Origin of the sequence: Polaribacter sp. R77954 (assembly GCF_044595335.1) — a bacterium.
GTDB lineage: Bacteria > Bacteroidota > Bacteroidia > Flavobacteriales > Flavobacteriaceae > Polaribacter.
On record NZ_CP138992.1, the window covers coordinates 1629458 to 1651524 of the forward strand.

General features: G+C 28.8%; 17 protein-coding genes and 1 pseudogene. 2 read left to right on the forward strand and 16 right to left on the reverse strand.

From position 1 onward, the window contains the following. Positions 1 to 101 precede the first annotated feature (101 nt). The 16 genes and pseudogenes from SJY27_RS07080 to SJY27_RS07155 all read right to left on the reverse strand — a co-directional run bounded on the left by SJY27_RS07080 (position 102) and on the right by SJY27_RS07155 (position 13076). Positions 102 to 824, reverse strand: coding sequence for a LytR/AlgR family response regulator transcription factor (locus SJY27_RS07080; RefSeq protein ID WP_397447561.1), 723 nt, complete (start codon positions 822 to 824; stop codon positions 102 to 104). Beyond that, complete coding sequence (locus tag SJY27_RS07085; protein WP_397447562.1) at positions 811 to 1893, reverse strand: sensor histidine kinase; 1083 nt, start codon at positions 1891 to 1893, stop codon at positions 811 to 813. Before SJY27_RS07085 ends, SJY27_RS07080 begins: the two co-directional genes overlap by 14 nt. Positions 1894 to 2070: 177 nt before the next feature. Continuing rightward, positions 2071 to 2910, reverse strand: a complete 840-nt coding sequence (locus SJY27_RS07090) for a hypothetical protein (RefSeq protein WP_397447563.1) — start codon at positions 2908 to 2910, stop codon at positions 2071 to 2073. Positions 2911 to 2999: 89 nt separating this feature from the next. Continuing rightward, the gene (locus SJY27_RS07095; protein WP_397447564.1) at positions 3000 to 3950 is read right to left on the reverse strand and encodes an alpha/beta fold hydrolase; all 951 of its coding nucleotides are present in this window, start codon (positions 3948 to 3950) and stop codon (positions 3000 to 3002) included. Positions 3951 to 3957: 7 nt separating this feature from the next. Next, on the reverse strand, positions 3958 to 4812 hold the full coding sequence (locus SJY27_RS07100; RefSeq protein ID WP_397447565.1) for an alpha/beta fold hydrolase: 855 nt from the start codon (positions 4810 to 4812) through the stop codon (positions 3958 to 3960). Positions 4813 to 4857: 45 nt separating this feature from the next. Further along, positions 4858 to 5424, reverse strand: a complete 567-nt coding sequence (locus SJY27_RS07105; RefSeq protein WP_397447566.1) for a hypothetical protein — start codon at positions 5422 to 5424, stop codon at positions 4858 to 4860. Next, positions 5421 to 6956, reverse strand: coding sequence for a serine hydrolase (locus SJY27_RS07110; protein WP_397447567.1), 1536 nt, complete (start codon positions 6954 to 6956; stop codon positions 5421 to 5423). Before SJY27_RS07110 ends, SJY27_RS07105 begins: the two co-directional genes overlap by 4 nt. Further along, positions 6953 to 7666 (reverse strand): DUF4386 domain-containing protein, encoded by a 714-nt coding sequence (locus SJY27_RS07115; protein ID WP_397447568.1) that lies wholly within the window; start codon positions 7664 to 7666, stop codon positions 6953 to 6955. Before SJY27_RS07115 ends, SJY27_RS07110 begins: the two co-directional genes overlap by 4 nt. A gap of 227 nt (positions 7667 to 7893) precedes the next feature. Next, entirely contained in the window at positions 7894 to 8763 is an 870-nt protein-coding gene (locus SJY27_RS07120; RefSeq protein WP_397447569.1) for an alpha/beta hydrolase, read from the reverse strand. 82 nt (positions 8764 to 8845) lie between these two features. After that, a complete protein-coding gene (locus tag SJY27_RS07125; RefSeq protein WP_397447570.1) occupies positions 8846 to 9394 on the reverse strand; it encodes a hypothetical protein in 549 nt (182 codons plus the stop codon). A 45-nt stretch (positions 9395 to 9439) separates the two neighbouring features. Next, on the reverse strand, positions 9440 to 10042 hold the full coding sequence (locus tag SJY27_RS07130; protein ID WP_397447571.1) for a hypothetical protein: 603 nt from the start codon (positions 10040 to 10042) through the stop codon (positions 9440 to 9442). A 79-nt stretch (positions 10043 to 10121) separates the two neighbouring features. Then, positions 10122 to 10271, reverse strand: a complete 150-nt coding sequence (locus tag SJY27_RS07135; protein ID WP_397447572.1) for a hypothetical protein — start codon at positions 10269 to 10271, stop codon at positions 10122 to 10124. 383 nt (positions 10272 to 10654) lie between these two features. Continuing rightward, positions 10655 to 10870 (reverse strand): DUF4870 domain-containing protein, encoded by a 216-nt coding sequence (locus SJY27_RS07140; RefSeq protein ID WP_397447907.1) that lies wholly within the window; start codon positions 10868 to 10870, stop codon positions 10655 to 10657. A gap of 25 nt (positions 10871 to 10895) precedes the next feature. Beyond that, a pseudogene (locus SJY27_RS07145) lies at positions 10896 to 11551 on the reverse strand (IS1595 family transposase); the annotation flags it as partial. Positions 11552 to 11616: 65 nt separating this feature from the next. Continuing rightward, positions 11617 to 12048 (reverse strand): IS200/IS605 family transposase, encoded by a 432-nt coding sequence (gene tnpA, locus SJY27_RS07150; RefSeq protein WP_397447573.1) that lies wholly within the window; start codon positions 12046 to 12048, stop codon positions 11617 to 11619. Between the two features lie 209 nt (positions 12049 to 12257). Then, positions 12258 to 13076: a PIN domain-containing protein gene (locus SJY27_RS07155; protein ID WP_397447574.1), complete on the reverse strand. Its 819-nt coding sequence runs from the start codon at positions 13074 to 13076 to the stop codon at positions 12258 to 12260. Between the two features lie 1747 nt (positions 13077 to 14823). Here SJY27_RS07155 and SJY27_RS07160 point away from each other — a divergent pair. Further along, complete coding sequence (locus SJY27_RS07160; protein ID WP_397447575.1) at positions 14824 to 18714, forward strand: two-component regulator propeller domain-containing protein; 3891 nt, start codon at positions 14824 to 14826, stop codon at positions 18712 to 18714. Positions 18715 to 18866: 152 nt separating this feature from the next. Beyond that, positions 18867 to 22067, forward strand: coding sequence for a SusC/RagA family TonB-linked outer membrane protein (locus SJY27_RS07165; protein WP_397447576.1), 3201 nt, complete (start codon positions 18867 to 18869; stop codon positions 22065 to 22067).

Genomic DNA, 22067 nt, shown 5'->3' on the forward strand with positions numbered 1-22067 from the left:
AATTATTTACAATACAAAGTAAAGTTCTTTGAAGCCATTATTAAAGAGAAAGTACAGGAGCGTAAATAAATGCAAATGAGCGTTAAAATAAGTGATATTTTTTATAAACTATTCCAGTTTTTAAACTTAACAGATTGCCTACTAGACACCTCCACTTTTTCTCCAGTAGTTAATAGAATTTGTAGTTTATTATTAAAGTAGGGATGAATCTCTTTAATGTAATGTATGTTTATTATTTGACTTCTATTCACCCTAAAAAAGACTTTAGGATCTAATTTCTCTGCTAACAAATTTAAAGAACGCTTAATCATAGTTTTATCTGAACCAAAATACAAACGTGCATAGTTTTCTAAAGATTCAATAAAATGTATCTCTGTTAAGGGAATAAAATGACATTTTTCACCATCTTTTATAAATATTTTTTGATGCATAGGCAAAACTGTAGACTCTAATTGTACTCTTTTAGACAATTCTACTTTTACTTTTTCTATAGTTTTAGAAAAACGTTCGTCTCTTAAAGGTTTCACTAAATAATCTAACGCATTCATCTCAAACGCTTTTACAGCATATTGGTCATAAGCTGTTGTAAAAACTACATTTGGTACATTGGTTAATTCTTCTAACAAATCAAAACCAGATTTTCCAGGCATATGTATGTCTAAAAACAAAATATCTGGTTTTAAGTCCTCAATTAATTCTATAGCTTCATCTGCGTGACTTGCTTCCCCAATAATTTTAAACTCTTTATATTTTTGTAGTGCTCGTTTTACTTCTTCTCTAGCCAAACGTTCATCATCAATAATTATGGTTTTAAATAACTTCATCAACTATAATAGGTATTAATATTTTTGCTTCAACTTCTTCTGTATTTGTTTGAGTTAAGCTGAAAGTAGCTTCGTTTTTATATTGAATTGTTAATCGCTTTTGCAAATTTTTTAAACCCAAACCCGCATTTTTTTTATCATAAATTGTTCCAGGGTTTTTCACTATAATTTCAATAAAATCTTTTTGCTTTTTAATCATAAGACTTATAATACCCCCTTTAACGCTTGAATCGATTCCATGTTTAATGGCATTTTCTACTAACAATTGAATACTAAGCGTAGGTATTTTATAATTAACAAGATTGTCATCAATTTGTGTTTCTAGTTGCAAACGTTCTTCAAAACGCATTTTTTCCAATTCAATATAATCTTCTACTAAAGATAATTCTTCTTTAATGGTAATTAAACCTTTGTCTTTTTCATATAAAGATGAACGTAATAAATCTGACAATAAATCAATAGCTCTTCTAGCTGTATCTGGGTTTTCAATTACTAAAGATTTTATGGAGTTTAAGGAATTGAACAAAAAATGAGGATTCAATTGCGCTGATAAATTATCTAATTGAACTTGTTTAGCGATTAAAGATAATTGCGCATTTTCTTTTGCTGTAACTACTTCTTTTTGATAATAATGATACAAATGATAGGCTAATACCCAAAGTGACATTAAACGAAGTCCTGTGAGTAAAATTGGGTCCCAATACATAATTGACTCTAAGAAATCAACATTCTTTATAACAAAATAGGTTCTGAAAACAATCCATTTTAAATTGTTTATGAAAACAAATAAAGCAGCTAAAAAAAGTATACTCGGAATTACTCTTATGAGTAATTGTTTTATGGGCAATTTACTCCATTCAGCTTTTAAAGCATAGACTCTATACATATGCGTAAGGAGTATTCCAATTGCGATATCTAATACATAATTTAATAGCGTGTAAAAAAAACCGTAATTATCTCTTGTATATACTGTATATGCCCAATAAATAGATACTAGACTCCAACCTATTAATTGGCATTTCCAGTATAAGTGTATTTTTGATAAATTTTTATTTAGATGCAAACTCATAATAGACTACAAAGCAACGTAATTTGCCTTAAAATAGGAAAAATAAATACATGAGCGTTAATATGAAGTGATTAACGTATATATTTTAAGAACTTGATGTGTAAACGAATATTGAGTTCTAGTAGGCCAATTAATAATATAAAAATTGTGTAGTCGGTTTATTTTTTTTGTCCTACTTTAATTGCAATCTACATTTGTTGTTTGATTTGATGACAATGTTAAATTTGGAATATCTTGCCCATTTGCAATTTTAATACAAGTTAATGTTGGGTTTCTATCTACTCTAACATCAATAAGATTTGGTAAATTACTGATGTCAAATTGTGTCAATAAATTACTTGAACCATAGATATATTCTAAGTTTACGTTATTTTCTAAGTTTATGGTTTGTACTTTGTTAGCAGAAAAAACCAACACTTTAAGTAATGGACTATTACTAAAATCTAAGTCTGATATTTGATTTAAGTTTAGAACCGCACTTTCTAATTTTGAAGCATGTGCTATTTCTAAAGAAGTTAAATCGTTATGATCGATGAGAAAATTTTTCACATTATCATTATCTAATGTAAATTCTGTAAAATAATTCCAAGATAAACTTAACCAAGTTAAGTTTTGGGCTTTTTCTAAACCTTCTATTTCTATTAACCTATTAGAAGTCAAACTAATAGTATCTAATAAAACGTTATTACTTACATCTAATGTTGTTAAATTATTTGCATCTGCTTCAAGTCTCTTTAAATTAACAAATGCTTCAATACCATCTAATGTATTTATATTTGCTCCATTTAGAGATAATTTTGTCACTTTTTCAGCATCACTTTTTAGCATCTGCTGGTTTACAATGCCATCAGAATCAATTCCTTTTTCTATAAGTATCGCTTCAAAATTTTCATCAGGAATATTTAAATAATTATCAGGCTCCTCTAAATTGTTACTATCACTAGAGCACGAAACTGTAATACCTATAAGTAGAATTATGCAGAAATGTATTATTGATGTTTGTGTTGATTTTTTCATTTTAAATTGTTTTAAAAAATTAAAACCTGTTTATAGTCTTAAAAATTTCTGTGCCTTTCATATAAAATACCTTTTGTGTTTTATTTCTTTTAAGCATTAAATTGTTCCAACCATTTTAAAATCGATTGGTTTGTTTCTTGTGGTAACTCTTGTTGAATGTGATGACCACACGCTAAACTAATCACATCCGAATTTGGAACAAAATCCTGTAGTCTTTCAAATTTTGGGATCATATCTAGATTACCATAAATCATAAGTGTAGGTTGTTTGATGATTGGATCAATATTTGCTAACAAGTGCCAATTTCTGTCAAGATTTCTATACCAATTGATAGCTCCATTAAATCTAGAATTTTTAAAGGCTTTTACAAATACAGACAAATCATCGTCGTTCATAATAGGCTCACCAAGGGGTTTTTCCGCTTTTGCAAGATTCATCATTAGCATTCCAGGTTCTGGTGGTGCAAGAGGTATATTCTTACGAAATAAATTACGAAGAAAATTTTCTGTATGGTTCTCTAATACAGCATCAGCTACACCTGGTTTTTTATTAAAATGTACAAAATAGAAATCTTCACCAAAAAACTCTTCCATAAACTGAATCCATGGTTTTACGCCACGTTCTTGATAAGGCAAAGCAAGATTGATAATTTTATTAACACGCTCTGGATGCAAGAGTGCAAGATTCCAAACTACATTTGCGCCCCAATCATGACCAACAAAAACAGCTTCTTTATAGTTGTAATAATCTAATAAAGCCACCAAATCATTTGTTAAATGTGTAATGTCATATGATGTTACTTCTTTTGGACATGATGAATTACCATATCCTCTTTGATTTGGAACAATAACATGATAACCAGCTTTAGCAAGCGCTGGAATTTGATAACGCCATGAAAAAGCATGTTCTGGAAAACCATGACAGAGTACAATTGGATTGCCAATATTTCCTTTACCTGCTTCAAATACTTCTAATTCAATTCCGTTTATAGAAATTATATTTGGATTAGGGAGTTTTAAAGATTCTAATTCTGCTTCCATTTTATTATTAGTTTTTACCTATTATTAAATCTTCTATTTTTTTAAAGTTTCCATTGCTAGGTACATGTTTTGAACCTTCTAATAAAACTATTTCGTTAAGTGATAAGAAAATTCGTTTGGCTCTTTTGATCATTTTTTTTCCAGGAAATAGGATATCTTTTTCAGCGGCTATAATAGTTATCGGCGTTTTTATATTGTTGGCAGATTGTTTGGAAATAACTGGTAATGGAGAAAAATCCATATTACAGTTTTGAAAAGTAGTACCCATAAATTGGATAGCAAAATCATCAGCCTCACTAAAAAGAACGTTTATTACTTTTTTTAGATAGGTATCATTATTTGTTTTTATGAACTTCTTTAAAGGTATAAACATTTTAAATAACCCTTTTAAAGGGTTACCATTTACAATGTAAACTGGTGAGATTACATATGCTTTTTTAATATGGGTTTCTTTGAATTCTAATGTCTTTAAAGCAATAAAACCACCAAAAGAAAACCCAACTAAAGTAACTTCTGTAAGCTTTAAAGTTTCTATGAGTTCTGTTATCCATTTTCCATAATCTAGCGACTTCATATCTAATCGATTCTCGGCACTTTTATTCGGTTGTGCTAATACATCAACTGCATACACACAATATTTAGAAGATAAATTGGGAAATGATTCTAATATTAATGGAGCACAACCTCCTGTACCATGAATAAGTAGTAAGGGCGGATTTTTAGTATCACCAGTAATAATGATATTTGTAACTCCGAAATTAGTTTCTATCAATTTTTCTGAATAATCGATATTCAGTTTATCTAGTTTCTGATTGTATAAGGTTAAGATTTTTTCTTTTCCTTGTTTTGATTTGAAAAACATTTTCTTTTTGTTTTTATATTGATATTGTAGTTGTTTTTTTCTAAGCTAGAATCGATACTCTATTCGCAAGTGCATATTTGGTTCTATTCCACTTTCGTCTTCTGAATAACCTGCACGCTTAGCAAATGTGTAACTATATCCTACTCCTATACCTGCTTCGTAACTTAAATGATTCCCTATATTTCTTCTAATTCCCCAAGTAGGTATAATGGCAAAATCACTTACCACAGGAGCATCGTCTGCATTAAACAAAGCCAATTCTGGATGATAACTAGTTTTTAAAGCAATAAAACTCCCACTATTCCCGTCAATTCTTTTTGAGTTTTTAGAGCGTTTTTTTAGGTTATAATAAAATCTTGGTTCAACAACTATAACAGGTGTGAGTAGGAAAGGAGAATCGTAATCATCATAATAAGTAGTTTCCCAAATTCCAAAATCAAAACCAATTTCTGTTCTCAGTGCTATGGTATTTGATAGTTTTGTTTCATTATATGCCCAGATTCCTAAAACTCCAGTTTGTAATCCGAATATTGATTTTTCTACGCTTGTGTTTTGAGATTTAGCGGTTATTGTTAGGCTACACAAAGCCAATAAAATTATAGTTTTTTTCATGGTAATATTGTTTTTAGTTCTTTTTCAATTTTGATGATCATGCTTTCGGCATTCTTATTTTTGGGATTGAGATTTAAAGATTTTTGATAGTTTATTTTAGATAGGTCTAATTGGTTATTTAAAAAATAACCTTCTGCCAAACTATCAAATGCATTTGCTAAATTTGGAAACTCAGAAACGAGTAAAGCAAATATCTTAACTGCATCTTCAATTTGGTTTTTCTCAATTAGTTTATATCCTAATCTATTTAATTCACTCTCTTCAGAAAAATTATAGGTGTTAGGATAATTTTTCTTTAATTGTTTATAATATTCGATACCATCATCTACATTATTATAACATTTTTGTCTTATGGAGAGATAAACTGATTTTTGCGGAATTTTAAAAGCGCTTCCTTTTGTAATGTTTTCTATGGCCTCAGCAATATTCCTAAGTTTTAAGTTTTTATTATTAGTCATTAATATGACCATTACATCTTCTTTTAGGTTATAATGTATTAAAGACTCGTAATTAAAAGAAGAACCTTGATGTTGGTATACCATTAACTCATTATTCTTAAAAACACCTTTTCCTAAAGCAGACTCACTATTTTTTGAAAAGGAATCGAATAATAGCAATAGGGATTCCTCTGAGATTATCTTACCTGAATGTAAACTATTAACCCAATTGAATATATCAGATATGCTGGGAAACACCCAACCTGAAAATTCAATATCACCAAAGCTATCATTCACTAAATCATTATTAAATGATGTTACTAGCTGAGCATTTTTGGAAGTTGCATCTATAATAGCATCTGACATATTACTAGGAATTAGAATGTTTTCTTGGATAAAATTATTGAAAGACATGCCAGATATCTTTTCCACAATCCTTCTTTGAAGAAAGATATTATTATTACTGTAGAGATAATCAGACCCAGGCTCAAATATTAAAAGGTCAATATTCTTTATATCAGTATATATATCTTTATCATTTTTTACACTATTCCATTTTACTTTTGGTAACCCACTGGAATATTGTAATAGATGTTTTATTGTTACTTTGTTAGACCAATTTGGAAGCTGTAAATCAAACTTTGATAGCTTATCTTCAAGATGAAGTAATCCTCGTTCTTTCAAGATCATAATAGCAACTGCATTGAATTCTTTTCCAATTGAACCAATATTAAATATTGAATTTCGATTTAAATGTTTTTCTTTTGAAGCATCAGTATAACCAAATTCATTTTGGTATATTATTTTATTAGACTTAGCAACAAGAATATTACCATTAAAAACCCCTCGCTTGTAAGATACTTTCATTAAAGAATCTATTAAAGGTTGATGCTTTTTTTGATTTTCTTTAATTTTATTAATATCGCTAGTGGTTGCGTTATGGTTATTTTTACAATTAAACAATAGGATTATTAATAGTAACATAAACTGATGTTTCGTTTTTAATCTATAATGTCTTCTTTTTGTATAATTGGAATTTAATTTTTTAACTTGATCACTTTTATTTACAATGTAAAATGTATTATTTACCTTCATTTAATAATTTGTTTATTAGATTTTACATGACAGTTTTGTCTAATTCCAAAAATTAATAAATAACCAATCATCCAAAATTCACCTATTGTTGCAGGTAGCGCAAGATATGTATTGAAGCTAAAATCAATGCCTGCATAGTGGATTAAGGTGCTTAGTACATAGCCAATACCACCTAAAACAATAACTCTTCCTAACCAAATTGGCATTATTTTAGATTTGATGACAATATATCCCATAGGAAAAAGCCAAAGCCCAAAGAAAAGCCCACCAATACCCCAAGCATTAGAAATTATTTGTTGAAAAACCTGAATTAGTAAAACTTTGTCTTCCATAGCACTTATATCAGAATTTGCAATACCTATTGCTGAGGCGATTGAAATTGCACTTATCATAATGGCTAAAGCATTTACCATTCCCCATATACCTAGAATCCACGCTTCCCATTCATAATTATCTTTAAATAATTTGAAAAACCAAACTGCGGTAAGAGCCTGAGAAATTACGATACCAAATTCTAATAGCAATCGAATTCTTGCTGTAGATTCTAATGCATCTAAATTTGTTAGTGTTTGTTCAGGATTACCAGACACGAATATTTGAGAATGAAAGACCATAAACCCTAGAATTCCTGTAATAGCCATCATTAAATACCATAAGCCAGTTATTCTAGCGGTCTTAATTAAATTTTTCTGTTTTGTATTTGCAATCATAGATGATTTATTTTATTATTTTATACTAATTCCGACTCTGTAAAAGAGTAATTGTTACAGTTTTGCCCTAATGGCACACAAAATGTTTGTATATGGTTTGTTGCGTGTTTTAAGCAACTAATTACCGACCAAGAAAGTTCGCGAAGGCTTTCGTAAATAAGCTAAAACCAGCAATTAATTTTATAAGGTGTAACCAAACGTATTTGTTGATATTACTAGCTTCGAAATCATTCCTCTTTATTAATATATTTTAACCCTTTGTATAAAGCTACTAATGGTACAGAGCGATGGTTTTCTTTTTCAAAATATTCTATTTCTATATTTAGAGGTTTATCCGATTTCTTTGTTATTAAAGTATAAAGAGCGTCGTGTCTTTGTTTATTCCTTTCGTAACTAGCCTCTCCTTGATTGGCAGTAGCGATATACAATTTTTTATCAAATGATATAGAGGAAATAGAATCAACTTTGTTTTTCATCATCTCTTCATTCCACCAAATACTTGGGTCTATAGAAATGTAAGCAATGAATACGCTATTTTCATCCATAAAGGAATTTAGTGTAAGTAGTCCTCCTAAAGAGTGCCCAACAAGAGTTCTAAACGGTTCTGTCTTATATTTTTTATCAATATAAGGGACTAGTTCTTTCTCAATGAAATTCAAAAAATTCCTTCCACCTCCCATAGTATTTGGTCTTTTGGTCTTAATTTTTGTAACTGTAAAATCTCGTTCTCGGTCAACATTCTCTATGGCTATAATAATACTTTCAGGCATTAAATTGTTTCGATTCCTATTAGAACTCATAAAATGTACTATTCCAGTTGCAGTTTTAAAATGAGTATATCCATCCAATAATATGATAACAGGATATTTTTTATCAACTTCAGATGAAGTATTGTATGAATCAGGAAGACTTATTAAACAGGTTCTTTCTTCATCTAAAATAGTAGATTTAATAACGAACTTACTTCCTACTATAATACCTGTTTCATTCTGTCCAAATGTGATTTGTACTCCTGAAAGAAGAATATATAAAATTACAAATGTCAAATTTTTCATAGTTTGCTTTATATGTTTGTTAACAATAGAATATATGGCCATAGATAAATTTTTAAAACCAACATTATACCTTTGAGTCATACTAACAGATGATTACAATGTTGGTCGTATTTCTTTTGATTACCTATTTGAAGACATATCTATACCCTACATTTATCATTAAACCATTAGCATAAATTGGGTTTCCAACGATTTTATCAGCTGACACACCAGTACCAACACCCCCTATTTCAATAAAGTAATTCGAAGATTTATCCATGAAAAATTCAAATCCGAATAATCCATAACCTCCAAAAACTGTACTTTCTGAAGAAAACTTACTAGAAGGAAGTAACAATGTTGTTCCCCCTTCACCATACAGCCGAATGAATTCACCAATCTTACCTGCAACTCCAAGAACCCCTATTGACATGCTCGAATATGGGGTCCAATTAGTGGTATTGGTGTTTTTCAAATGTTCGTTGAACAACAAGTTTGCTCTTACACGCAGGGCGACTTGCTTTTTAGCAAAATATGGACTTGTCAAATTTATACCTAACCCGAAGTCACGTTGATTTTGTTTGATATGAAACCCTAAACCCCAATTTGTGTTTATGGCTTCTGTTTCTTGTGCGTAAGTACCCGAAGTTATCCCGCCAATTAAAATACAAATAATTAAAATTATATTTTTCATGTAATTGAATATGTCTATAATTAGTATTTATCCTCTACAATAAACTTAAAACCAGCTAAATCCTAACCCTACATTAAAAATCAAGGCATCTCTTTGTGCATCTCCATCTAAAGAAGCATGACCTAAAACTAATTTAGACTGCACATTAAGTACAAAGTTTTTCTTTTTATACATTTCGTAACCAGAACTTACCATTACAGCTGTACCAAAATTCCAATCGTCATTTACATCATCTTTAATATCATATAATGCAGGCGAATCTATGGCTAAACCAATTCCACCATGAATCCACCACTTATCCTTTACCCAATATTGTACAGATGGAATGAACCCTCCAAAATTTCTGTCATTATCCTGAAATTTGTAAATATTTCCTGGCATAGATATAGTAATCGCTAATCTATCATTTAGCATATAACCTAACTTTAGATCTGGAAAAACAAAGGTTCCTTGAGATTCATCAAAAGTTTGAATACCTTCACTATCTTCTATACTGATGATGCCTCCACCTACTGTAAATTCAAACATGAATCCCTCTCTTTGGTTTGTTGTTTCTGTATTTGTGTTTTGTGCAACTGTTATACTAGATACTAATGCAAAGGCTACACAAGCCATTTTTAATAAAATTTGTTTTTTGATTGTTTTCATTTTAATTGTTTTTATTTTGATTAATTTAAAAGTGTTCGTTATTTGATTGATGATTTATTTTGTATTCTTAGTTAATACATCAAGATTTTTTTGTGTATTCTAACGCTGCACCAATGGCAATTCCAATAGAAAGCCACAAAGCAATGTTTGAAGTTAATAGACCTAATAATACTCCTGAAACTATACCCATAGCAAGTCTAATTCCTTTTTTACTTTTAATTAAATTCATAATTGTTTGTTTTTTGATTGTTTAAATTTCTAATATTTAATTACCTTTTTTTTATCTCTACAAAGGTGCAACAAGAACGGAATTAGCCTACAACCCTTATGTAGCCTTATGTATAAAGTTTGCTGATAAATTGAAAAATATGATGCAGGTATATAAATTATGATGCAAAAAGGCTTTTTTTATTACAAAAAATCTATTTCATCATAAAGAATAAAAGAAGTAAAAAAGAAGTATGAAGGGGGGCGTAAAGTTTTATTTTAAGAACTTTATTTGAGGTATATAAATCACATTCTTTTTATTACTTATTCTTAGAGTATTTAATGCTATTAAAATAAAATTAATACCATAAAAAAAACCAATAGCTATGATAAATGTACTTAAAGTTATATTTTTAACAAGTTCCATTTTTGAAATAACAAACAACAATATCGGAATAAAAAAGAGTAATATCGTCCAAGATATTTCAATTTTATTAAATCTTTCCCTAGCTTATTAATGTTTTTAATCTTTCCTTTTTTTGATTTCCAAAGTATAAACGGAATTAAAATTCCTAATAAAGGAAAAAATAGAAATGTTAGTGCAGACAAATTCAGATATATTAAATATTTTAATAGAGGTCAGTAGTTAGTTGCATATAATTTCCTTATGCTCTACTTTATGCTTTTCAACCATTTTTGTTATTAAGATATTAAATATTGTTGCTTTACTTTGTGATCGATTAATTCTAAAACAAAATTCATTAAAATATCTATTTAGATTAAAGTCACTTACCCAAGAATAAGTTGTTCTTATCTAAGATTTCACTTGATGAATCATTGTATGAAGTGCTTTAAAATTCATACCTCCATTACTCTTTCTATTTGAGTAATATTATAAGCTTTAGCAATAGGTCTGTAACCTCTCCATTTGTCGGTTATCACTTTAGCTTCTCGACTGATATGATTCACAAAAATATATTGCAAAGAACTAGCTGAAAAATCTTCGATTCTCATGGCATACATTCTTTTAACTTTTCCTTCTTGAGTTAATTCAACAGCAGTTATAGCTTTCTTTTTCTTAGCAATATAACTTTTTCCTACTTTTTCTTTTTCTTTTCCACCCAGTACAAATTCATCCACATGAACAATGGCAGTCATAAGATTATTTCCACTACTCTGCATAGCTTCTCTAATTTTGAGCATAAATAAACGTGCAGTCTTTTCTGTTATACTAAAACGAACTTCAAGATAACTAGCAGAAAGGCTTTTAGTACTTGTGCTCATTTCAAAAACACTAAACCACTATGGACTAGAAGTCCATAGGTTTGTAAATCTGACTAAAGTCAGGTGTACGGAATCAGTATTGCTTACTCAAGGATAAAATTGGTTGTATCATTGCCTGATTTACGATGATGTTCTAAATACTCATTTACCATTTTATCTGTTATATTACCTGTGCTCCAACATCCAAATCCTATTGCCCAAAAATGTCTGCCCCAATATTGTTTCTTTAGCATTGGAAACTCTTGTTGAATTTTTCGAGATGTTCTTCCTTTTAACTTCTTTACAATACTAATGATATCTTGTGATGGACGATATTCTATGTGCATATGGATATGATCTTTTGAAACAAATCCTTTCAATATAACTATATCTTCTGAATCACAAATTTGTATTAATAGCTTTCTACAGCGTTGCTGAATATCTCCAACCAAAACTTTATAGCGATACTTTGTACTCCAAACAATATGAACTCTTAACCTTGAAACGGTGTGACCATTTGTTCTTTGATTTCCCATTCAACAAAGATAAAAGTTTTTAGAAGCTAAAGCGAAATGCACTAAAGTGCATAGTTTTAACTATTTTTGAGACCAATAAACTCTTAGACCATTTCACTCTAGGAAAAAATGAATGTTAAAAATAACGAACAATTAACATGCAAATTACGAAAGAAAATTGAAATTTATGGTAAAAAAATTAAATCAATATTTTTAACTTTTAGTTTTTCTTAAAATCTTTTTTTCCTATTTATAAATTCTTTCAATGTAATTGTTGTAACATCCAAAAATTTTGCTTTTAACTGCAAACCATTATCTGATGTTAGGATTATTGGATTTTCAGATTTGAATTTTAGAGCTACGGACAGAATTAAATTATCAGGAGAGTGCTTATTAAAATCAATTGGAAGTAACGAAATATCTGACATCTCCATCCTTACATCTCTTTTAGAGTTATCAAGATTTAGTAACCTTAAAGCTTTTTGAACATTTCTCTGACCATTCTTATCCAACTTTGATTTTAAGTTATCAAGCTCATCTGTCACTTTTGCTGATAAGACTACTGAATACTGCTTATCTATTTTTGAAATTATTTCTGGATAATCTACAAATACGTTTGTGTCTATTATATAAAGATTTTCTTTATTATTTTTAATCTCTTTTTTAGGTTTCTCATATTTTGATAAATCTATTTTATCAATAATTTTCACCTTAATTTTTTGAGATAAATTTGATTTTGAGATTAAATCAATAGAAGGTTTTGGTTCAGAGTGTTTAACAACCTTTATTAAAAGATCATTATACCTTTGTTGAAAAACACTACTAAACTCTAATAGTTTAAACTTTTCATTGTAAACTTTTTGGCCGTTTTTGTAAATAAACAGATACTCTAAATAAGGATAGCCACCTGCATCTTTTGTATAGCTAGCTATATCACATTGATAATACACCGTTAATAAATAAAAAAAATCTCTTATATGTAATTTTGCATTTTTACTTTGACTAACAATTATATTATAAATTTGCTCTAGTGAAATCTTATTTTCCATATACTTACCTAAATAACTTGAATTTAATAGAGATTCATATAAGAGCATACTATCTTCAGAAATTTTTAATTCCTTTTTATATTTATTTATTACATTAATTGAGTCTACATATTGATTATGCCGATTTCCATTTTTATAAGATATAGATTTTCCGATATCATATAAGAGCAGGAATAATATAAATTCTTCCCTTTTTTCTTTTGAAAATTATGAACTATTACAAGATTATTGAATTTAACGAAATGGTTTTGTTGACTATAAATTTGCATTTACTTTTAGTGAAACCAATTATCTTCATTTTTTTGCAAATGAAAAGTTATACTCTTATTGGCTTTTTTTGATTTTATAGGTGCTTTATAAATTGTATTTAATTTTCTGCTTTTAATTATATAGTTCTTATGCTTTATTTAAAGTTGCCAAAAGCACTTATAAAAACAATGCAACAAAGACGAAATTTGGTTTAAATATCTAATTGTTATTATTAATATCCTAAGTGAGCGTTGGAAGAGCGGCTATTTAGTTCACGACTTTTCTATTTTTTCGGGAGTTCATGAATAGCCACAATTAAAATATTTAGTTCCTATTTATGCGGCTGGAAGTGGCTATTTTACATAATGGCGTTATAGTGCCTGGAGTTTAAGGAAGAGCAGTATAACTGCGCATTATGTTACTTAGCTTTGAGATATGCAATGCAGCGATATCAAAATAAAATCTATATTTAATAAAGTTGATTTAACCAATGGTATTATTCAATGGGGAAAATAAGGCTATTATATAGTTTCTTAGAAGAAATTTATAATACTATTATTGAAATCCTTAATTCTTTTAATTATAGTTATTTCATTAATTTCTTTCAGTTTAATTTAGAATACAACTTCTATAAACGGAACTACCTAGACTGTCAATTCTATAAAAACTAATGATTCTAATGATATAAATAAATATAAAGATTATTCAATATTATCAAATAACATAAATAATGATCACAGATATAAAAATGAAAACTTGTTTTTTGTTTAGGGTGAACTATAAAACAACAATACACTTAATGATAAAATATATCCGAAACATGCACTGTATTAGACTCTAATATAATTAAGCTTATTTGTATTGGATAAATTATATAAAATTAAAATTTCCAAAATCTACATATTGAACTTGTGACACTCTAAATCCTTGGTTATTAGATTTTACTAATTGAAAAAATCAATAAAAACAATAAATCTCAGTGTTTCAAATATCACTATATTAATTCATCCTGTAATTAACACTCAGACAAATAAACAGATATTTATTAGGATCTATTTTTCAAAGAATTTAATCATTTTAAAAAAAATAGAGATGAGAAGTAATTACACTGAGAAGGCTATCATAAAAACAAAAAAGTAAATAAGTTGGAGTTCTTTTTTTATTGTAATAGTGTCACATAGCAAAAAAAGTGCATTTATACCACTGAAATATAAAAAACGATAATAGTGACTTTAATTATTAAACACATTATTTTTGAAATTTAAAATACAACTCATAAATTAATGATTATTAAATAATTATGATTATTTAGCTCAAGTATTGACCAGAGATGAGTGTTGTTATATCATTTTTGTTCTTTCAAATTTTTTATAAATCATTCTAAATGATGGAAGCTTAATAACTTATTCTACTTTTAAAAAAATAAAATCAATAATATTTGGCCATAATACTATATGATTTTTTAAATTTAGCAATCTAATTTTAAATTATTTATAATTTGAAAAAAATATTTTTCTTTTTTTATCTTGTTTTTTTTACTGCTTTAATTTCTCAATCTCAGGAAATTTTAGAGTTTAATCAATTGTCAGGAGAAAACTCATCTACACAAAGTATTACCTATGCTATAAAAAAGGATAGTATTGGTAATTTATGGATAGCCTCTGAAGAGGGAATTTTAAAGCACAACTCAAAATATTATAAGCTTTATAATACTTATAATGGTATTCCAGAAACATTAAGTAACAGAACATCCGAAATTTTTATCGATAGTAAAGGAAATATTTTTGCTGGTCTAGAAAAAGGAGTGTGTATTTATAATCCTGATTTGGATAAATTTCAGCTTTTGACAACTCAAAATAATATAAATCCGTCATTAGTAAATAGTATTCAAGAAGATGAAAAAGGTGCGATTTGGATTGGAGGTTTTAATGGACTATGGAAGTATAATGAGCTAACAAAAAAATTAATACCAACTACTTTTGATAAACCGCTAATGTCTATCACAATAGTTAAAAACACTATTTTTTGCGGAACTGAAAAAGGACTTTTTATTTATCATATAGCAGAAGAAAAATATAAGGAAGTAGCATTAAATGAAACTTTGAAAGATATTCATTTTACGGGTTTTATAAATAATCAATTATTAGTTGGTACAGAATCTGGTTACGAATTTTCACTAAAAAAAGAAGAGAACACATTTGTTTTTGATAAAATTGAAAATGCATTTGGTTTTCCAATAAAAGATATAATTAAAGGAGAAGCTAATAGCCTTTTTATTGCTACAGATGGAGATGGAATTTATCAAACTAAAAATAATACAGTTTTAGAGCATTATTTACAAGATTTTAACAACCCCTATTCGCTCTCAAGTAATGGGATTTACGATGTTGAATTGGATAAATCTGGAATTCTATGGATTGCCACTTATGGAGGTGGTGTTAATTACTTTAATTTCAAAAAACTACCTTTTATAAAAGTACAACACGAACTAAATAATCCAAATAGTTTGTCTAGTAATTTTACTAGAAGTATAGCCAAAGACAAAAATGGAAATTTATGGTTTGGTACAAAAAATGGGTTGAGTATATGGAATCAAAAAAAGAATACTTGGAAACACATTGAAAAGTTTGATAAAAACAATACTTCTCAAACCATAGTTTTGGCGCTTGAACCTGATGAGAAATTTATGTGGGTGGGTACATACAATTTTGGTTTGTACAGAATTAATATAGAAAACTATCAAATTTTAAATTATAACGATCTATACAAAGAGAAAAATTTAATTACTAAGATTTATACCATTAAAAAGGACAAAAACAATAATATTTGGATTGGTGGTATAGACAAAGAAATGATGGTGATTAAAGCAGATGGAAGTATTACTAAATTCCCACTATTATTTATTAAAGCAATAACTGAACTAGAAAACGGAGAAATTTTAGTTTCTGGTAGATATGGTGTGCATAAAATTAATCCCGAAGATAATTCTTTTAGGATTTTAGAAGATTTACAACCCAACCAAAATTCTTTAGCTTTTTCCACAATTCAGTCTATTAAAGAAAACTCAGAAAATAATTTAGTTATAGGTACAAATGGAGCTGGATTAATTTTTTACAACGTTACAACTAAAGAAATTAAAACAATTGATATTGGTTCAGGTTTACCTTCGGATATCGTTCAAGGAGTTCTTTTAGAAAATGATACTAACATTTGGGCGAGCACTACCAAAGGATTGGCTAACATTCAAATAAGTGATAAAGATACCATTGTAAATGTTTACGATAAAAGAGATGGTTTAGCAAGTACAGAATTCAATTATGGAAGTTATACTAAACTGAATAATCATTTATTGGCTTTTGGTGGTATTGATGGAGTTAGTTTGTTTAATCCTGATAAAATCACAAATCCGAAAGAAGAGCCAAAGATTGTTTTTGACAATTTTAAATTATTTAATAAAACAGTCAATCCTTCAGATGCGCCTTTAAAAAAGCATATTAACGTTACTAAAAACATCACATTAAATCATAACGAAAATTCAATTGGTTTAGAATTTTCAGGGATTGATCATAGCACACCAAGCAATATGAAATATTCTTGGATTTTAGAGGGTTTTGATGAAAAATGGTCTAAATCGACAACTAATAACCTAGCAAATTATACAAATTTAGAAGCTGGTGAATATACCTTTAAGGTTAAAGCTATTAATAAATATGATATTTCTAGCGAGGTAAGAACTATAGAAGTTAAAGTGCTTTCTCCCTGGTGGTTCACAAATATGGCTTATGTTGTATACTTTCTGCTTTCAATACTTTTGATATGGTCTATTATTCATTTTACGTCTATGCTTATCAACAAGAAAAATGCAGACGATCAAATAGAGTTTTTTAATAACATTACGCACGAAATTAAAACACCGATTACTATTTTAATGACTTCTTTAGATAATTTGACTAAGAAAAATGACTCTGAGGAATCGAACAAACACATTCAATCTACAGTAAAAAGATTAAATTCTTTGTTTGAACAGATGTTAAATTTCCATAAAGTAACTTCTCAAGATACGATATATCAAAATGTATCAAAAATTAAAGTTGATAAATACTTGAGTGCAAGAGTTCACAATTTTGAACCGTTGACGAAAGAAAGAAATTTAGAAATTAAAATTGAAAACCAATGGCCTGAAACCATTTTTCATTATTATAAAGATGTTTTTGATAAAATTTTCTTAAACCTGCTTTCTAATGCAATTAAGTATTCTTTTGAGAATGGTACAATAACGGTTAAACTAAATAAAACTAGTAATGGCGAGTTAAAACTTCAAATTGTTGATGAAGGTTTGGGGATTCCAAAAGACCAACAAAAATTTATATTAAAACGTTATTATAGAGCAAGAAATGCTATTAATAGTCAAAGCCCAGGAACAGGTTTAGGACTAATAATGACTAAAAAACTCATTGAAAAAACAGGTGGTACAATATCTTTTGACAGTATAGAAAATAAAGGAACCACGTTTACAATTATTCTAAAAAACTTGGTTTCATTATATAAAGATATTTCTGTTGAAGAAAATGAAGCTTTAAAAAACGAAAAATCTGCGGAAGAACAGTTAGAGTTAGATAAATTCTCTGATGCTAAAATTTTAATTGTTGAAGATAATGACGAACTAAGAGCTTTATTAGTAGAATCTTTAGGGAATCATTTTTTAATTTTTGAAGCTAGTAATGGTAAAGAAGGTATTGAAATGGCATCACAAAATTTTCCAGACATTATTTTAACAGATTTAATTATGCCAGAAATGGATGGTATGGAAATGGCTAAAAAATTAAAAGAGGACATTAATTTAAATCATATTCCTGTTTTTATGCTTACTGTGCTTCAAAACTCTAGCCAAAAGTTAGAAAGTATAGCAAGTGGCGTTTCTGAGTATCTTGAAAAACCAGTAGACAGAAAATTATTGTTGGCAAAAATTATCAATACTCTAAAATTTCAAACAAAATTAAGAGAAAAATACGTTCACGATAACGATTCAGAAAATGCATCTTTATTTAGAAATGAACAAGACAAAGACTTTTTAGATAATTTAGAGCAAAAAATTATTGAGAATATAGAAAACAATTCCTTCTCAGTGCACGATTTATCTAGAAGTTTTGGGATGAGTAGAACATCACTTTATATGAAACTTAAAAACTTGGTAGATTTATCTCCTCAAGATTTTATCATCCAAACAAAATTAAAACACGCCAAAAAACTTTTAATAAAAGGGGGGCTTAGTATTAAAGAAGTAGCATATAGTTCTGGTTTTTCTAATCCAAAATACTTTAGTACATCATTTAAAAAATTCTATAATCAAACTCCAAGTGGTTTTTTAGCCAGTCTAAAGAAAGAGTAAGGTTAAAAATAAATCTCTATATTTTTTCTATATTTTGTAATAAAACCCGCTATTTATTAGAGGTTTGACAATTATCAGACCTATTGTGATGTTTATTAAAAGCCAATAGTGGTATCTTATAGTAAATTGCACTACGTAAATCAACCAGAATTATGAGAAAAATATTTTACACAATATTGTTGCTATTTCCTATTTCGATGTTAGCACAAATTACTGTAAAAGGTAAAATAATGGATAAAGAAAACAATCCATTACCAGGAGCTTCAGTTTTAATTCAAGGAACAACAAAAGGAGCAATGTCAGATTTTAATGGTTTATTTTCCATAGATCTATCGAAAACTCCTTCAACTTTAATCTTTAGTTATTTAGGCTACGAAACAAAAGAAGTAATTATAACCAACCAAAAAGAACTTTCTATTGTTTTGTCTGAAGACTCAGAACAATTAGAGGAAATTGTGATAATCGGTTATGGTAGCTCAACAAAATCTGACGTAACTGCAGCTATTACAACAGTAAAACCAAATGTAGAAAATAAAGCAGGAGTTGCTGTGGCTGAATCTATTTTAAAAGGAGTATCTGGTTTAAATGTGCTATCAAATGGTGAGCCAGGTGCAGCTGTGTCAATTAATATTCGAGGAATTTCTAGTTTGAGTGGCTCTAACCAGCCTTTGTATGTTATTGATGGAATTGTTATGGATAGTGCAGAAGAATTTTTAACGGATCCTACAAATTTTCAAAATGCAAGTAAAAGTGGTATAGGTGGTGTTGCTCCAGAAGATATTGAATCAATTCAAATTTTAAAAGATGCTTCTGCAACAGCCATTTATGGCTCTTTAGGTGCTAATGGAGTAATTTTAATTACCACAAAATCAGGTAAAAAAGGAGCTCCAAAATTTACATATTCATCTTCTGCCACAGTTGGTAGTGCAGTAATTCCTTATGATTTACTAAACACAGAAGATTATGTGGGTTTAATGTCAGAAAAATATAAGTTAAACCCAAATTCAATAGCTGGTCAAGAATATCAATTTCCAGAGGGCAGAAGTCCTATTGAACTTAGAGAAGATGGTTTATATAATTTTTTAAATAGAAATGATGAAGATAATGATGGAGAATTAGATTTAATAGGTGTTTTTGAAGCCCGAGATTGGCAGAATCTTTACAGAAATACATTTTCAACAAATAACAGATTAAATATATCTGGAGGAACAGACAAAACCACATACTACGCTTCTTTAGGGTATTTAAAAAACGAAGGAGTAGTGCCGAGTGTATATTTAGAAAGATTAGATTTAAATGTAAACCTTAAACACACCATCAACGATAAACTACAAATTGGAGGGAAACTGGCTTTTACAAATTCTAAAAACTCAATAATAGGAAATGGTGGAGCAAATGCAACAGAAAACAGATCTATTTTTGGTCAAATAAATGACGAATTCCCTCTTGAATTAAGAGAAGATATTGCGCCATTAGAAGATGAAGGTTTTAGAATTACACCAAGAGGTTGGATAGATGAATATGATAATATCTCTAAAGAAAATAGATTTATTGGTAATTTCTTTACAAAGTATAAAATAACAAATACCTTAACTTACGATTTAAAAATTGGAGGAGATATTAGAAAAGGAGAGTTAGATGTTTGGCAAGGAACAGGCACGCAAGCCGGTTTTGTAAGAGAAGGTAGATATTCTTTTTCTGAATTAAATAGGTTTAGCTACAATATAGATCAAACTGTTCTTTTTAGACCCAAAAAGATAGGAAACCATAGATATACCCTACTTGGTGGTGTTGTTTATGCAAGTACAGATTCAGAAAATAAATATACTAGAGCGTCTAATTATACTGCAGAAGGTCAATTAAATGCAGGTAGAGATTTTTTTGGAGCTACAATTATTGAAACACCAGTAATAAATTTTGGGCCTCAAAAATTACTTTCTTTTTTAGGGCGTGGAACGTATGCTTATAAAGATCGATATAAAGTTTCTGGTTCATTAAGATATGATGGCTCAAGTAAATTTGTAGGTAAAAACAGATTCGGATTTTTTCCAGCCGTTAGTTTTGCCTGGGAAATGCACAAAGAAAAATTCTTAAAACAAAGTAAATCTATAAATGAGTTAAAATTTAGATTTGGTTATGGAGAAACTGGAAACCAAAGAGTAGGTAGTAATTTAACCGCAGTTAATTATAGAATTTCGCCAGAAGGTTACGCAACAAGTGGTTCTTTATTGCAAGCTTACGAAAAAACCAATATTGCTAACGAAGATTTAACTTGGGAAACTCAAAAGCAATTTAATCTTGGTTTCGATCTTAAAATGTTTAGCAATCGATTATCAATTACTTTAGATGCGTATGATAAAACTTCTGATGATTTATTGAATACATTAAGCATTGGAGGTAGTTCTGGAGATGACGTTATTGTTATTAATCAAGGCTCAATTAGTAATAAAGGTATTGAATTGGCAATTAATGGAAATGTTTTTGAAAGCGAAAATTTTACGTGGAATTTATACGGAACTTACACAAAAAATAAAGTTGAGATTTTAAATTTAGGACTTGAAGAAGCTCAATTTGGTGCTGCTGGAAGTTTTGTAGGCTACTTTGGAAGACCAATTCAGGTTTCAAGTACAAATACTGTTCCTACAAATGTGTATTTAAATGGTCAAGCACCTGGTTTGCTTTATGGGTTTGAAAGTGATGGTATTATTACAGCAGATGATATTGCTAATGGCTATCCAACTATAAATGGAGATACAGCAGTAGAAGGTTTTTACAAACTTATTGATAAAAATAATGATGGTGATATAAATAATGAAGATAAAACGATTATAGGAAACCCAAATCCAGATTTTATTGTTTCTTTTGGTACCAATGTAAATTACAAAAATTGGTCTTTATCAGCTGATTTTTATGGAGTTTATGGAAACGATATTTACAATGCAAATTATTTAACAGAAGTATATAGTGCAGAAAACAGATATAACAATACCAGAAGTTCATACTTAAATAATTATTATAATCCTCTAACAAATCCGACAGGAAACTTACCTGCATTAAATCTACAGAAAGCAACTTTAGATGAAGTTGGTGTTATAGATACTGCTGTGCAAGATGGTAGTTATTTAAGATTGCAAAGTATTAGTCTGGGATATACAGTTCCGTTATCAGAAAAATCTAAGATTGCTAGTTTAAAGTTTTTTGCATCTGCAGGAAATCTTTTCACGTGGACAAACTATAATGGTTTTAATCCAGAAATATCATCATTACGATTTACTCCAGGAGTAGCAGGAGTTGATATTGCAAGTCCACCCAACCAAAAAACGCTCACTTTTGGAGCTTCTATTAATTTTTAA

Bases quoted from the DNA above. Each gene is read 5' to 3' on its own strand.
- SJY27_RS07080 (WP_397447561.1), bottom strand. From the start codon at position 824: ATGAAGTTATTTAAAACCATAATTATTGATGATGAACGTTTGGCTAGA.
- SJY27_RS07085 (WP_397447562.1), bottom strand. From the start codon at position 1,893: ATGAGTTTGCATCTAAATAAAAATTTATCAAAAATACACTTATACTGG.
- SJY27_RS07090 (WP_397447563.1), bottom strand. From the start codon at position 2,910: ATGAAAAAATCAACACAAACATCAATAATACATTTCTGCATAATTCTA.
- SJY27_RS07095 (WP_397447564.1), bottom strand. From the start codon at position 3,950: ATGGAAGCAGAATTAGAATCTTTAAAACTCCCTAATCCAAATATAATT.
- SJY27_RS07100 (WP_397447565.1), bottom strand. From the start codon at position 4,812: ATGTTTTTCAAATCAAAACAAGGAAAAGAAAAAATCTTAACCTTATAC.
- SJY27_RS07105 (WP_397447566.1), bottom strand. From the start codon at position 5,424: ATGAAAAAAACTATAATTTTATTGGCTTTGTGTAGCCTAACAATAACC.
- SJY27_RS07110 (WP_397447567.1), bottom strand. From the start codon at position 6,956: ATGAAGGTAAATAATACATTTTACATTGTAAATAAAAGTGATCAAGTT.
- SJY27_RS07115 (WP_397447568.1), bottom strand. From the start codon at position 7,666: ATGATTGCAAATACAAAACAGAAAAATTTAATTAAGACCGCTAGAATA.
- SJY27_RS07120 (WP_397447569.1), bottom strand. From the start codon at position 8,763: ATGGCCATATATTCTATTGTTAACAAACATATAAAGCAAACTATGAAA.
- SJY27_RS07125 (WP_397447570.1), bottom strand. From the start codon at position 9,394: ATGAAAAATATAATTTTAATTATTTGTATTTTAATTGGCGGGATAACT.
- SJY27_RS07130 (WP_397447571.1), bottom strand. From the start codon at position 10,042: ATGAAAACAATCAAAAAACAAATTTTATTAAAAATGGCTTGTGTAGCC.
- SJY27_RS07135 (WP_397447572.1), bottom strand. From the start codon at position 10,271: ATGAATTTAATTAAAAGTAAAAAAGGAATTAGACTTGCTATGGGTATA.
- tnpA (WP_397447573.1), bottom strand. From the start codon at position 12,048: ATGGGAAATCAAAGAACAAATGGTCACACCGTTTCAAGGTTAAGAGTT.
- SJY27_RS07155 (WP_397447574.1), bottom strand. From the start codon at position 13,076: ATGGAAAATAAGATTTCACTAGAGCAAATTTATAATATAATTGTTAGT.
- SJY27_RS07165 (WP_397447576.1), top strand. From the start codon at position 18,867: ATGAGAAAAATATTTTACACAATATTGTTGCTATTTCCTATTTCGATG.